This is a genomic window from Neoakkermansia glycaniphila (genome assembly GCF_001683795.1).
Lineage (GTDB): Bacteria > Verrucomicrobiota > Verrucomicrobiia > Verrucomicrobiales > Akkermansiaceae > Akkermansia > Akkermansia glycaniphila.
In genome coordinates, this window is the sequence record NZ_LIGX01000002.1 from 159,996 (window position 1) to 174,581 (window position 14,586).

15 protein-coding genes are annotated in these 14,586 nt (G+C 56.9%); 12 read left to right on the forward strand and 3 right to left on the reverse strand.

Annotated features, from left to right (window positions below; genetic code table 11):
• Positions 1 to 61 precede the first annotated feature (61 nt).
• From AC781_RS01455 to AC781_RS01500, 10 genes are all read left to right on the forward strand, one after another.
• Positions 62 to 556 (forward strand): hypothetical protein, encoded by a 495-nt coding sequence (locus AC781_RS01455; protein WP_067772319.1) that lies wholly within the window; start codon positions 62 to 64, stop codon positions 554 to 556.
• A gap of 28 nt (positions 557 to 584) precedes the next feature.
• Positions 585 to 1,547, forward strand: a complete 963-nt coding sequence (locus AC781_RS01460; protein WP_067772322.1) for an aldose epimerase family protein — start codon at positions 585 to 587, stop codon at positions 1,545 to 1,547.
• 74 nt (positions 1,548 to 1,621) lie between these two features.
• Positions 1,622 to 2,224, forward strand: coding sequence for a DUF417 family protein (locus AC781_RS01465; protein WP_067772325.1), 603 nt, complete (start codon positions 1,622 to 1,624; stop codon positions 2,222 to 2,224).
• A gap of 324 nt (positions 2,225 to 2,548) precedes the next feature.
• Positions 2,549 to 3,649 carry a radical SAM/SPASM domain-containing protein gene (locus tag AC781_RS01470; protein WP_067772328.1) on the forward strand — a complete coding sequence of 367 codons (1,101 nt, stop codon included), beginning with the start codon at positions 2,549 to 2,551 and terminating at the stop codon, positions 3,647 to 3,649.
• A gap of 28 nt (positions 3,650 to 3,677) precedes the next feature.
• Positions 3,678 to 4,283 (forward strand): hypothetical protein, encoded by a 606-nt coding sequence (locus AC781_RS01475; protein WP_067772331.1) that lies wholly within the window; start codon positions 3,678 to 3,680, stop codon positions 4,281 to 4,283.
• Positions 4,280 to 4,894: a hypothetical protein gene (locus AC781_RS01480; RefSeq protein WP_067772334.1), complete on the forward strand. Its 615-nt coding sequence runs from the start codon at positions 4,280 to 4,282 to the stop codon at positions 4,892 to 4,894. Before AC781_RS01475 ends, AC781_RS01480 begins: the two co-directional genes overlap by 4 nt.
• Complete coding sequence (locus AC781_RS01485) at positions 4,891 to 5,526, forward strand: hypothetical protein (RefSeq protein ID WP_067772337.1); 636 nt, start codon at positions 4,891 to 4,893, stop codon at positions 5,524 to 5,526. Before AC781_RS01480 ends, AC781_RS01485 begins: the two co-directional genes overlap by 4 nt.
• Before the next feature lie 12 nt (positions 5,527 to 5,538).
• Complete coding sequence (locus tag AC781_RS01490; RefSeq protein ID WP_067772340.1) at positions 5,539 to 6,177, forward strand: hypothetical protein; 639 nt, start codon at positions 5,539 to 5,541, stop codon at positions 6,175 to 6,177.
• 73 nt (positions 6,178 to 6,250) lie between these two features.
• Positions 6,251 to 7,117, forward strand: coding sequence for an EamA family transporter (locus AC781_RS01495; protein WP_067772343.1), 867 nt, complete (start codon positions 6,251 to 6,253; stop codon positions 7,115 to 7,117).
• A 361-nt stretch (positions 7,118 to 7,478) separates the two neighbouring features.
• A complete protein-coding gene (locus AC781_RS01500) occupies positions 7,479 to 8,288 on the forward strand; it encodes an NYN domain-containing protein (protein ID WP_067772349.1) in 810 nt (269 codons plus the stop codon).
• A gap of 223 nt (positions 8,289 to 8,511) precedes the next feature.
• Here the strand turns inward: AC781_RS01500 and AC781_RS01505 are convergent, their stop codons facing one another.
• From AC781_RS01505 to AC781_RS01515, 3 genes are all read right to left on the reverse strand, one after another.
• Complete coding sequence (locus AC781_RS01505; RefSeq protein ID WP_172801733.1) at positions 8,512 to 9,903, reverse strand: ankyrin repeat domain-containing protein; 1,392 nt, start codon at positions 9,901 to 9,903, stop codon at positions 8,512 to 8,514.
• 41 nt (positions 9,904 to 9,944) lie between these two features.
• Positions 9,945 to 11,249, reverse strand: a complete 1,305-nt coding sequence (locus AC781_RS01510) for an ankyrin repeat domain-containing protein (RefSeq protein ID WP_071133179.1) — start codon at positions 11,247 to 11,249, stop codon at positions 9,945 to 9,947.
• A gap of 212 nt (positions 11,250 to 11,461) precedes the next feature.
• A complete protein-coding gene (locus tag AC781_RS01515; protein WP_141675674.1) occupies positions 11,462 to 12,619 on the reverse strand; it encodes a hypothetical protein in 1,158 nt (385 codons plus the stop codon).
• Positions 12,620 to 12,831: 212 nt separating this feature from the next.
• Here AC781_RS01515 and AC781_RS01520 point away from each other — a divergent pair, with 212 nt between their 5' ends.
• Both AC781_RS01520 and AC781_RS01525 read left to right on the forward strand, forming a co-directional pair.
• Positions 12,832 to 13,452, forward strand: coding sequence for a TetR/AcrR family transcriptional regulator (locus AC781_RS01520; protein WP_067772361.1), 621 nt, complete (start codon positions 12,832 to 12,834; stop codon positions 13,450 to 13,452).
• Positions 13,449 to 14,564, forward strand: a complete 1,116-nt coding sequence (locus AC781_RS01525; protein WP_067772363.1) for an HlyD family secretion protein — start codon at positions 13,449 to 13,451, stop codon at positions 14,562 to 14,564. Before AC781_RS01520 ends, AC781_RS01525 begins: the two co-directional genes overlap by 4 nt.
• Positions 14,565 to 14,586 lie beyond the last annotated feature (22 nt).

The following is a 14,586-nucleotide window of genomic DNA, read 5'->3' on the forward strand; positions in this document are numbered from 1 at the left end:
AACAACAGCCAGCCCTCGTCGGCTCTAGAGGAACAAACACCCTCCAAACCAACAAAACAACATGAAAAACAAATACTTGCTCATCACAACGGCTCTGACCGCCGCCTTGGGAATCACCGCATGCTCCCCGACCATGGGAAGCTTCAACACCGTCGGAGCCGACCAGGTCGGCGTCGTCTCGGAAGACTACCCGGCAACCATCGTCAGCGCCCAGAGCGTCACGCAGGAAACCAGCAACACCGCACGCAACCTCGGCACCCTCGCAGGCGCCGCCATCGGTGCAGGTGCAGGCAGCCTCCTCGGCAAAGGCAGCGGCAACGTCGTCTCCACCGTCGGCTTCGGCCTCGTCGGTGCAGCCCTCGGCCGCTACACGCCCACCGTCCTCGGCGGCGAAACCCAGTGCCAGCGCCTGACTGTGCGCGTGGACGGCTCGAAGAAGACCTACACCGTCACCCAGCCCGTCTATAAGGAAATCGGCGCACTCTCGCCCGGACAGCGCGGCACCCTCCGCCTCGCCAGCGGCAAGGGCAGCGTCTTCGTGCCGGACGGCTATTAATCCGCCACCTGGAACCAGCATCACGCACATGAGCGCTTTTGGACACACGCCGGACGGTCGCCCCGTATCCCTCTACACCCTCAGCTCCGACACCCTGACCGTGCAAATCACGGACTACGGAGCCCGCATACTCACCGTATGCGGCCATGGGAGGGACTTCATCTGCGGCCCCAAAACTCCGGAAGCGCTCATGGCCGACACCTGCTACTGCGGTGCGATTTGCGGCCGTGTCGCCAATCGCATCGCCAAAGGGCAGTTCTCGCTCGACGGCGTACGCCACCAGCTCGCCGTCAACAACGGCCCCAACCATCTCCACGGCGGCCTCGAAGGATTCAGCCACAAACTCTGGACCGTACAGGAAGCCGACGACGAAAAACTCATCCTCACCTACACCTCGCCCGATGGCGAGGAAAACTACCCCGGCCGCGTCGAAATCGTCGCCACCTACCGGCTGGACGGCTCTACCCTGAGCCTCACCATGGAGGCCTACACAGACACTCCGACCATCGTCAACCTCACCAACCACGCCTACTGGAACCTCGCGGGAGACGGCACCATCGACAACCACACCCTCGAAGTGCGGGCTACCGCCTACACCCCCGTAGACTCCACCAACATTCCTCTCGGCTCCGTCCTTCCGGTGGAAGGCACCCCCTTCGACCTCCGCCACCCCGCCCTCCTCGGAGAGCGCAACTCCGCCCAATACCCGGAAACGGCGCACGGCTTCGACCACAACTACGCCCTTGCTTCCGAAGACGCCATGCAGGTGGCCGCCGTCCTCATCTGTCCGGCAGTCCACCGCAAACTTGTCGTAGCCACCGATGCCCCCGGCATGCAGGTCTACACGGGAGAATACCTCCCTGCGCCCCGTGCGGGCATCGCCCTTGAGGCTCAAGGCTACCCGAATGCAGTCAACGTACCGCATTTCCCCTCCGTCATCCTCAGGCCGGGCAGCACCGCCAGACGCACCATCGCCTGGACCATCGCCTGAAGGCAGCACCCCCCCTCGCCATCCGAACCGCAACCGCCGTCCGACATCCGAACGGCTCCATTCTCCTTGATCTCATGAACCACTCATTCTCATCACCGGACACCATCATCGCATACGGCAAAAAAATCCGCAGAGCCGGCATCGGCTTCATGCGCATCGCCATCTTCATCATCTTTGCCTGGATAGGCACCCTGAAAGTCTGCCGGTACGAAGCGGACGGCATCGTACCCTTCGTCGCCAACAGCCCCCTGATGAGCTTCTTCTACAACAAGGAAGCCCCCGAATACAAACAGCACATGAACAAGGAAGGGGCCGTCGTACCGGAAAACATCGCATGGCACGAAAGCAACAACACCTACGGCTTCTCTTATGGACTCGGCACACTCATCGTCACCATCGGCACTCTCGTCCTGCTCGGCCTCTTCTTCCCGAAAATCGGCCTCATCGGCGATGCGCTCGTCATCATCATGAGCATGGGCACCCTATCCTTCCTCATCACCACACCCGAAACGTGGGTTCCGGACCTCGGAGGGCCGGACCACGGCTTCCCCTACCTTTCGGGAGCAGGACGGCTTGTCATCAAGGATATCGCCATCATGGCAGGCGGCTTCATCCTCCTCGGCACGGACCTTGTCTGCATCGCACGCCGCAAACTCGCCGCACAGCAACAGGCATAACCGCACGCCACCACCGTCCCTTCAAACCTCCGCAGGCATCCCTGCGGAGGTTTTTTAAAGTCCTGAATAAAAAAAATTGAAAAAAATGCATTCCGTTTCGGACGATGGCGCCGTACAAGCGTTAATAACAACAAAAGCGCACGTCGGGTCACCGAAACCGCTTTTCTGCCCGGCAAGTCGCAAGTCCCTACCCAACCCGAAACGACCACGGAAACAAAAACCCTCCTCCCGCCTGCTGTTGACGGAACACTACCGCCGCCAACCGCACCGGGAGAGGTTCTTTCCCCTTGCCCTCCCGCCACACATCGCATAAAATAAAACGCCATGAACGAAACCGGAACATGCATGCGCTCCTTCCTGCCGAGCACCGCCGTACTGGAACTCACCTACAAATGCAACCACGCGTGCCGCTTCTGCTCCTGCCCCTGGTATGGAGGCATGATCAAACCCGGCAAGGAAATGTCCGTGGACGAATGGAAACAATGCATCACGGAACTTTGCGAAGCCGGCATCACCTCCTTCGCCTTCACCGGCGGCGAAATGCTCCTCAAGGACGGATGGGAAGACATCGTCCACCACGCCGCCTCATTACAGGCCTACCACTATGAAGAAGAAGACGGCGCCATCGTCTGCAAACGCAAACGCCCCTCCCTCTTCCTCCTCAGCAACGGCAAAATCATGAGCGACCGCGTCCTCGACATCTGCAAAATGTACGATGCCAACCTCAGCATGAGCCTTCCCGGAATCACCACCTTCGAACAACACACCTGCGGAGGCACCACGCCCGAACACGTCCTCGACTGGTTCATCCGCGCCAAGGAAAAAGGCGTACGCACCACGGCAGGCATCACCGTCACCTCGGAAAACTACTTCGAACTCTACGAAACCGTCGCCGCCGCCCTGCTCGCCGGGGCCACCACCATCCTCATGAACCGCTTCCTGCCCGGCGGTCGAGGCCTCACCCACCGGGAACTCGATCTCACCACCGAACAAATCAGGGAATTCCCCTTCACCGTCGAAAAAGTACTGGCTCAGGCGGGCCGTTTCGGCTCCGTCGGCACCGAATTCCCCTATTGCCTCGCCCACGACTCCCGCAACCTCAAACACCTCTCCCTGAACACCACCTGCGGAGCGGCCAAAGGCTTCTTCGTCGTCGGCCCATCGGGCATGCTCCGCGTCTGCAACCACTCGCCCAGGGAACTTGTCCACTGGAAACAATGGAACACCCTCATGGAACACCCCTACTGGCGGCAATTCATCTTCAAGGACTACCTGCCCGATGCCTGCAAAGGCTGCACCTTCTCCGGCCAATGCGATGGAGGTTGCCGCGAAGCCGCCCACGTCTGCCACGGCTCGCCTACCGCCGCCGATCCGGCCCTGGCGGCATACACCGAACTACCGCTGCCTCGCATCCTCCCCAATTAAAAACTCGTACTCCTACTCCTCCCATCCCATGAACGGAAAACAAATCATCGCCCTCATCTCCGCATCGTTCGGCGCCGGAACCTTCGCACAGGCAGGTACCGCCGAACTCCAGCAAAAACTCGACGAACTCAAAAACAAACCCGAACCACGCAACCTGCAAGTCGGTGCCATGTGCTACGAAATGGTCACACCGGCCCAGCAGAACTACATTTGCCCTGACTGCGGACAAAGAACCGTCTACCCTGAAATAGACTATTCCAAACAAACAGTCCGGGAACGGAACGAACGCTGGAACATCCTCACCACGCTCAATCTTCTGCCTTCGTTCAACCGCACCCTGGCAACCATCAACCAGACCGCACAGAAAGACGGCTACAGCTTCACACTTGACACCAGCTCCTTCTGTTCCGAATGCGGCAAAGGAAAACCTAAAAAAATCCGCTTGATCGTCCGGCAACCGGATGGAACAACCGCTCCGGCACACCCGGTCGAACTGGACGACCTCCGCATCCTCGAAGCCTTCTTTGCCGGAAAAGACCGGTGGAAAGGCGATCAAGACATGGAACACGCCCTGCAACAATCCCTCCCCCGCATCCGCGAACTCCTCAACCTCCCGGAAACACCCCAGCCATGAACGGAAAACAAATCATCGCCCTGCTCACCGCCTCCTTCGGCGCCGGAACCTTCGCACAGGCAGGCATCCCCGAACTCCAGCAGAAACTCGACGAACTCAAAAACAAGCCGGAACCACGTGATCTAAATCCGGGAGCTATGTGCTACGCTCGCGTCATCGTATCCACATCTCCCGAGCATAAGTATATCTGCCCCGTATGCGGCAACCATACCGTCTATCCTGAAGCGGACGCTGCCAAACAGACACCAGCCCGATACAAGGAACTCACAGGTATCTACGGACAATTACAGCAACTCCAGCTATACACGAAACTATTGAACAAAATAGTACCTCAGGCCACTCCTCATGGTTACATCCTTTCTCTGGATACTACTCCATTCTGCGCCACATGCGGAAAAGACAAACCTAAAAAAATCATGTTGGCCGTCCGGAAACCGGATGGTACGACAACCCCGGCTCAATCTATCGATGAGGATGATCTGCTCATTCTGGATGCCTTCTTCGCCGGAAAAGACCGCTGGAAAGGAGATCAAGACATAGAACATCCGTTAAAACAATCCCTCCCCCGCATCCGCGAACTCCTCAACCTCCCGGAAACACCCCAGCCATGAACGGCAGACAAATCGTCGCCCTCGTCATCGGCACCCTCGCAGCGGGGTGCGCTTCCGGGCCTCCTCCCACCCACAGCCTTGAAGAACGGCTGAACGACCTGAAAAACGAACCTCAGCCATCCGAATCAGGCTGGTTCGACTTTCTTGAAACGGCCTGTTGCTATGCCCCGCCAGCCTCTCCGATTCGTTACGACATACAGGCCTGCACCTACCTTTGCCCCCAATGCGGGCGCAAAACACTGTATCGACCAACCCACTCGCTTACGCTGAATCAATACAACAGCATCGTCAATGCATCGCGCTGGAAGGAATGCCAACAACTCGTCGAACAGATGCAACCCGCAGCCAAAACATACGGCCTGCACCTCTCGCTCGACACGCGGGATCTATGCTCCTTCTGCTCGAAGAAAAATACAGGACTCATGGCAGCACAGAAAGGCATGAACAACCTGTACCTGATCGTCAGGAAGCAGGACGGCACCGTCACCTGCAATTCCTGCAACGGGGACGATCTGACCATTCTTCTCCAATTCCTGACCACGACCGACTGGAAACAACCCACACGGCAATACGGCATCCTTCGCAACCATGTACCCACCATCGAAAGGCTGCTGAACCTCCACTTCGACTGATACACTGTATTCATGAACGGCAAACACATCATGGCTCTCGTCATCGGCTCACTCGCCTCGGGATGCTCTTTCCCGCACGCCATCCCTACCGACTCCCTTCAAAACCGCCTCAACGACCTCGCCCGGGAAAAACCGACGCCGCCGCAAGACATCCGCCTTGCCATGTGCTACCAGATATCCGAACCGAAGGATGTGGAAGCCGCCACATTTCTTTGCCCGGATTGCGGCAGAAAAACGAGGCATCCCGGAGAACGCGCACCCGGCGACCGTGCCACGCAGGCCGAACGCGACCGCTTCCGCTATCAATCCCACATTCCATACCTCATCGAACTTTGGGAGGACACGCGAAAACCCATCGCAGACCTTGAACCCTTCGCCGCCCGCTACGGGCTGAAAGTATCGGTCGATTCCACCGACCTCTGTGCCCACTGCCGCCACACCGATCCCCGGCAGAACCGCTACCTCTACCTCGTCATCGAACAAGCGGACGGCAAAATCGTACGCACTCCGTTATCCTGCCATAACATCTCTCTTTTGAAACGATTCCTGCAATCCAAAGACTGGGCCGCGGACAGGGATTCGGAAAACAGCACCCTGCGGGACTACCTCGGCAAAATCGAAACCATCCTGGGCATCAAAGCCGCACCCTGATGCATCCGGCTACCCTCCCCGCAAAACGGACTTCACGTGCCCCCGCATCCGTGCTATCCTCCGCAGGCCACACATGCCTGCACTCCTCATCACTTCGCTCGTCTGGGCCATCTCCTTCGGCCTGATCGGCAACCACCTCACCGGCATACCGTCCGACTTCGTCTCCATGGTACGCATGGCGGGCGCACTCCTCGTCTTCCTCCCCTTCGTCCGCAAAATCCCTGCAGGCCACGCGCTCCTGCTGGCTGCAATCGGAGCCGTACAATTCGGAGCCATGTACCTTTGCTACACGGCGGCCTTCCACTACCTTCCCTCGTGGCAGGTTGCCGTCTTCACCGTCATGACTCCGATCTATATCGTCCTGATCGGGGGCATCATACACCGGCAGCTCACCCTGCGGCACATCGCCGCAGCCCTGCTTGCGGCAGGAGGGTGCGCAGCCATCCTGTGGAAAGGCTGGTCAGGTACCGACATCTCCGGCAAAGGATTCCTCCTCGTCCAGATCTCAAACATCTGCTTCGCCGCCGGGCAACTCGCCTATGCTGCATTGAAACGCAGCATCGTCACGCAGCACGAACGCTCCGTCTTCGCCTATGCCGGAGCCCTCCTCGTCACCTTGCCGACGGGCATCCCGTCCGGCAGCGGGTGCTGGCAAAGCATCACCGCCCTTCAATGGGGCGTACTCGCCTACCTCGGGGCGGTTGCTTCGGGCTTGTGCTTCTTCCTGTGGAACTACGGCGCACGCCGCGTCACCCCCGGCAGGCTCGCCGTCATGAACAACCTCAAGATACCTCTTGCGGCTCTCTCGTCCCTCCTGATTTTCGGAGAACACGCCAACCTGTCGATGCTCATCACCGGATGCCTTCTCATGAGTGCGGCCTTCCTCGCCACGCACCACACCCCGGCACGACAAGCGCAGGACAAGACAAATCCACGGTGAATTTGCCTCCCTCCCGCTGATTTCCTGCCCAATACTGAACAATCGGCAGTCACATCTCGGTCCCCATCTTTCCACGGCTCGCAGCCCTGTCGTTTTTACCTCAACACCCTCTGTCCGAAAGGGAATTCAACAACCGACCATATCTGGCCGAGCGAGTGAACGGCATGCCGGGCGAAGCTTTTGTTCCTTCGGACATCACGCCTGACTGTACAAACATTTCGGATGCAAGCTCTATGGCAAAAACGCATCCCAATAGAAAAGCAATCCCCCAGAGGCAGAACACATTCTCTTTTCTGGATTTGAAATAATCATTTGCTTTCTCAATAAATATTTTGTATCTTTCAATACGTTAACAAATTCAATGAACAAAACGGATAAAAAATTTGCTATTCTGATTGACGCGGATAATATTTCATCCAAAAAAATCAAGCCTGTCCTGGATGAGATTGCCAATTACGGAATCCCGACGATCAAACGAATCTACGGCGATTTTACGAATTCCAAATTAGCTGCATGGAAAGACACCTTATTGGAAAACTCAATTATACCGATCCAGCAATATGCCTATACAGCGGGAAAAAATGCCACAGATGCAGCCCTGATCATTGATGCCATGGATATCTTGCACAAAGAAGCTGTTGACGGTTTCTGCATCGTATCGAGCGACAGCGACTTTACGCGCCTGGCAAGCCGACTGCGAGAATCGGGAAAAGAAGTTCTCGGGTTCGGCGAGCAAAAGACACCTCAACCGTTTGTCAAATCGTGTGATAAATTTACATACGTTGAAATTCTCGGCTCTGAGGCACCGACCGAAGAAACACCACAACCGACACCCTCCAAAACGGTGAAAAACAGCACCAAGCCAGCCTCGGCAACAACCAAGGAAAAGCCGGCAGCAGATACGACACCACCCGGAATACGGTCGATAGATAAAAAGCTGAAAACGCTTGTGAGAAACGCAATTGATGCTGTTGCAGACGATACCGGATGGGTCTCCCTCGGCATGATAGGAAATTTGATTTCCAAGAAGATGCCGGATTTCGACTCCCGCAATTACGGGTATACGAAATTAAGTTCTTTGATGAAGGCTCTCGGCGATGTTGTAGAAACAAAAACACAACAAACTAAAGGACAGGATAGCAAACAAATATACATCCGAAACAAAAAATAAGTACAGACATTCGCTTGCGGCCAGCACCTTGGGAGAGAAGGCATCGCCACATAAAAAGATGCCCGTTCAGAAAGATGCTGATTCACTTTGTGAAGAACACCATGCAGCATCGAATGTATTCCGCTCCGCCTGCCATGTCACCAAACGGCCAAAACCACACAGGCATTCACCCTCGATGAGTTTCATCGTTCAATCATCATCCGACATATCTGATCTTTGACTTTCAACGATTCTTCAACTTCTCACGAAAAAACGCCGCCATCTCCCGCTTGCCCATGGCTTCCGCCCTCTCCCATGCATGGCCGATCACCGAAGGACTGCACTTCGGCAGCAAATACTCGATCACCTGCATGCCCCGCTTTTCTCCCAAAGCCGAATTGCCGACCGTATCCATCACCGCCTTGTCAACATCTTCAGGGGAAATTCCACGGCTTTGCCAATCATTGCCGATACGGCGCAACAAGTCGATATTGCCGGAACCGGCTGCCCGCGCAAAAACGGATGAACCGTCCGCAGCACGCCGTCCCCAATCAAAGCGGGCGCACATGGCGTCGACACACGATGCGCTCAAACAGGGCGAAAACTGCGAGGCATAGATATCCAGTGCCGTCATGCCGTTTTTATCCGCAAGGGACGGATCGGCTCCGGCCATCAGAAGCATCTCGGCAATTTCCGACAGGTTGCGCGAGACAGCCTTCATCAACGCCGTTTGCCCGTCCTCATCCTGCGCATTCACATCGGCCCCGGCATCCAGCAACATCCGGACGATGTTTGTGGCTGCATCCCGGGAACCAAGGTCAAGGCTCCTGAACCCGGCGGCATACATCAGAGGAGTCCTCTGAGCTGCATCCCTCGCATTCACATCGGCATGGAAGCTCAACAACAGCTTGATAATCTCCGGCCGTCCGGTATAGATAAAAGCATGCAAGGCCGTCGCTCCGTCGCTGCTCCGCCGGGTTGCAGTATCTACGCCGCGTTCCAGCAGCTCCCGCAGCACCTTCGGGTCATAGGGGCCGTCGCCCACCGGGCTCAGTATCCGGCCATCCAGCCGAAGAGCAGGAGGGATGGTACGCTCGCGGTCATGTTGCATGACTTTCATCATATTGCCCGCCGTATAAAAAACATAGGGATCAATGGGCAGTTCCACCAGCTTGAGCCATATTTCTTCCAGATTCACGGGATCGGGAGAGGCATTCAACAGCATCTTCAACACTTCGGAACGTCCCTGCCACACGGCCAGCGTTGCCAGAGAGTTACCCTTGCCGTCGCGCTTCCGCACTTCCGATCCCTGCTCAATCAGGAACCTCACCACATCATCGCCTCCGTACCGGACCGCCACTTCGAGCAACGACATACCGTTGGCCAACCGCGCATGGACACGCGATGATCTCAAACGATCATTACCGTGACCATAAATCACATACTCCCGAAGCGGTTGAAACTTCCCGTCGCGTACCGCGGCCATCAACACAAGAGGGTCGGCATCGCTTTCGATGACGACATTGGGCATTCCGCAACTTCCGCTCCAAGACTCGTCTGCCTGTTCAGCTTCCAGAGATTTCACTATCTCTTCAAACGACTCGGTTTGACCGGCATGTACACCAATAGCGGACATGCACAGCATCAGGGAGACATATATCATTTTTCGTTTCATCTTTACTGCTTTTTGTTGGGGTTGTCTGTGGAGGCATTCCGTACCGTCGTTTTGGCGTACTTTTCCTCGCATTCGCGAATCCACTTGGACAGGGTCGAAAATCCGCGAGCCTCCGCCATCATGGCAGCCGTTTTGCCCTCTGCATCCTTGGCTTCGGCATCGACTCCATACTGTATCAATAGTTCGGCATTCTCCATGGCGCCTCCGTCGCGCGACAACACCGCCAGCATCAGCAGCGTACGCCCTTTTTCATCCAAAACGCGCCCATTCCCTCCATGTTCCAGCATGCTGCGCACCAGCTCCGGCTTGCCCAGCCGCACGGATTCCCGCAATCCCGTCTGCATATCCTCCGCATCAAGCCCTTGCCGAATCAAGCCCAGAGCCAGATCGCACCACTGCCTGTCATCCAGATACCTCCGGTCGGAAAAGTTGCGCACAAGACTCGCAAACGCCTCTTTCCTCAAAGATTTATACTCCCTGCAACGATCCATGACCACTTTCTCCATACTCGCACACCCTGTGCGTTTTGCCACTTTAAGCACCTCGCCGAAGCTGTTTGCATCGCTTTCCGCGCACAGCATGCGCAGGGTTCTCTCATCCCATGTGCCCGGTTGCACCATGCAGGCCAGCAGGGCGGACTGTCCGTGCGCACCCTTGCGCATATCCGCTCCGGCATCGTACAGAGTCCATACGATTTCCGGCCTGCCCGCTACGATGGCCCTCATCAGAGGCGTACCATCCGCAGGCATGGCGTTCACATCGGCTCTGAAGCCCAGCAGGAGCTTGACGGCCTGCACATCGCCTACAGCGGCATAAATACCCAAAGCCGTATCACGCCCGCACACGGTATCGGGATCGATCCCTCTCTCCAGCAACGTGCGGAGGACCCCCATCACATCCCCTTCCACAACCGGCCAACACGGCGGGCCGGAAATCCATGGATTGGATTCCCGCCAATGCATACTACTTCGGAAGTGAGACATGTATTCCTCCATACGGGCACATACAAGAGGGATCCACATCTCCTCCAGATTCGGCGGTTCGGGATAGGCATTCAGCAGCATGTTCAACACCTTCGTACGCCCCTGCATCGCGGCCAATGTGCCCAGAGAGCGCCCCTTGGCATCGCGCTTTCTCACTTCGGCCCCCTGAGAAATCAGGTATTCCACCACATCGTCGCCTCCGTACTGTACCGCTACTTCGAGCAACGACATACCATTGGACAAGCGGCCATTCACTTTGCCGCCTTCCCGCAAATACTGCCTGAGCGGCTCCAAATTGCCGTCGGTCACCGCCGCCAGCTTCATGCGAGGATCATCGACCGCACGACCAAACGGGGCACATACTTTTCCGGAACGAAAGATCCCTCCGGGCGCAGGACAAGGCTGATCCTCCGCATGCAAATAACCGGAAATTCCGAATACGGAAACCGCCAACAAATAAAACGCAGGGTAGTTTTTCATTGCTTTATTTTATGATAGGAGAAACGAAAAACAAATCAAGTACAAAATAACCCGATTCACCTCTTTTCCGAGCGCTCTACTCCGGAACGGTTGAACTCCTGCAAACCGGAGAGGAACCTCCCCTTGCCGACATCATACAATGCCGTATGATCCGCATGTTTTTTCCCCGTAGCATCCGACAGCGTACCTTGCAGAATCACGGTCGAGGCATCAAGCCATCCGGCGGCCTGCATATCGACAAAACCGGCATCCGCATCCTTCCATCCGGCGTTTTCGGCAAAGGCCCTCACGAGAACATCATCCGGCATCGCCTCGGCGAATCTCTGCATCGTCGTCCTGCGAACGAACAGCTGCACGCATGCCCTGCTCCCCGGTTTGAATGTATTTACCGCCATGGCCAAGCCTTCGGGAGCCACCCGGAGGCTGCAATCTCCCTCGCCACGCAACAGAACGGCCCGCGACCCCGGTTCCGGATCTGCTCCTGTATCCTTCTGTAGCGTCGCCCGCACCTCGTAGCCCTCTCCTTGCCGAACCACATCCGCCACTTCATCATCGAACTGGCCGGAATCCGACCGCACGGGCCGCATCGGAGGCAATGTGCCATGCGATCTCTGCCACGCATCCCAATCGGCAGACAAGGTATCACGTTCCACATCATACAGAGCCGCCCATCCGTCCGACGACTCCTTTTGCCCGCTCTCATAGCCAAGGCTGCCCAGCAGGAGCGTGCGGCCATCCAGCCATGCCAACGCATAAACGTAGGAATGGTCAGGCTGCAGCTTCATACCGTTCTCCGCACGGAACATCTCCCAGAAGCGGGCCGAAAAATCGAATCCGGCATTTTCCGCTGCCGTCTCGTCGTCATCTGCCTTGCCGTTTACCGGGCGCAACCGCCCGTCGCCGTCGCGCACCAGCACCAGCGTGACGGTTTCATTGCTCAAAACGTACCACGTCACAGCTGCGTACTTGTGATCCGGAGACCATGACCACGCTACATTCCGGGAAAATGGGCCGACCATGCGGGAATGCCCGGGATCGCCCTTCGGCAACGTCTGAAAATAGTGCGAAACAAAACCGTCATCGTCGAACTCCTTAAGATGCACGGCACGGTACAGACCGTCCGGAGATTCGATCGTTTCTTCCTCCTCGACTCGTGGAGCGGCAAAGGATATGCTCGCGGAAGCCAACAGCCCCGACAATAAGAATGCATTCATGGTATTCATGCGATAATTGCGTTACGTTCGACCTCCGGCGCCTCTATCAACAAAACACGAAGAAATCGGAACCGTAACGACGGAAAGAAAATTATCGTCTTACCATAAAACAAATAGGGAAAAGGAACACATAACGTTCAACAAAAAGCACAAGATAGACCACCAAAAAAGGCATTGCATATTCGCCGGATATATGTCACGATGAAGGCGGAATGAAAAAGGATATTCATACCCATGAGCATCTGCTCAATGTAGGATTCGAGATGTTTCTGGAGGATGGCTCTCGCAACATCACCGTGCGTAAGCTGGCACAGAGGGCAAACGTCAACTCCGGAGTCTTCTCCTATCATTTCGGATCGAGGGAAAACTACCTGACCGAATTGCTTGAACGCTGGTACGCACCCATGTTCAACAATGTACAAATGACGATGGGCAGCAACCTTCCACCTCTGGAAGGCCTCCGCGCCATCATCCTCGAAGTACTCGACTATGTCGCCAAATACGGCAAGCTGATCGCCCACCTGTTTCTGGATGCAAAATCCGGTGAACAGGCCGCGCGCAAATTTGCCAACAACGTACCCTTGCGGCATCCTCGCGTGATTCTGCAGGCGATCAAACGCGCCCAGGATGCAGGCTGCATCATTCAGGAAGACCCCGTGCGCCTTCTGCTGTACCTCGTCAGCGTCACCGAAGCCCCGATGATCATGCAGCACATGATTCACGGAGCCACCGACCTGTCCCCAGCCATGATGCAAGACGTGAGGGTCATTCTCGACGACCCGACCAGCGCAGCCCAGCGGCTCGACTGGGCCTTGAAAGGCATTACTGTATGAATATGCCTCCCAAACGGAAAATCATTCTAGCCATCCTGCTCCTTGCTCTGGCCGGGGGAGCCTGCTGGTACTTCCTTCGGGACGATCCCTCGCACGAAGCCATCGAACTCAACGGCAACGTCGACATCCGCGAGGTCGACATCTCCTTCCGCGTACCCGGCAGGCTTCAGAACCTCTCCGTGGATGAGGGAGACCCAGTCAAAACCGGAGACACGCTTGGACGCATGGATCCCGCACCCTACGAACTGGCTTTGAAGCAGGCCGAAAGCAATGCAGACGCCCTCGAAGCCCAGCTCGCCAAAATGGAAACGGGCAACCGCCCGGAAGAAATAGCCGAAGCCGCCGCCCAGCTCGAAACGCAGAAAGCCCAGCTCGCCACCCAGCAGGCGCAATTGAAAACGGACAAAGCCACCCTCGCCGTCCAGCAGGCCGTACTTGCCAACGCCGAAATCAACTGGAAGCGCAACACCGAACTCGTCAAAAGCAACTCCCTCGCCCAGCGCGAACTCGACAACGCCGTCGAAGCCCGCGACAAAGCCCTTTCCACCATTCAGGCGCAGGAAGCGGCCATCGCCGCCCGAGAAGCGGCCATCCGCGGTTGCGAAACCACCATCAAGGCCTACGAAGCCAAATACACCCTGCTGAAAAAAGGCTTCCGCGATGAAGACATCGCCAACGCCCGCGCCCTTGCACGGCAGGCGCGAGCCGCCGCCGAAAAGGCGAAACTCGACCTCTCCGACACGCAGCTCGTCGCCCCGTCGGACGGTATCATCCTCACACGCACCGTCGAACCCGGCACCATGCTCAATGCGGGAGCAACCGTCCTCACGCTCTCGCTGAGGAAACCCGTCTGGGTACGCGCCTACATCGACGAACCGGACTTCCCTCGCGTGCATCCCGGCCAGAAAGTCACCGTCCGCACCGATACGGGGGAAGAATACGCAGGCACCGTCGGCTACATCTCTCCCAAGGCAGAATTCACGCCGAAAACGATCGAAAGCAGAAACCTGCGTACAGCGCTCGTCTACCGCCTCCGCATCATCGTGGACAATCCCGGCAAGGGACTCAACCAGGGCATGCCCGTCAGCATCATCATCCCGAAAGCCGGATAACCGCAGCCGGGGCGGCCCCCCT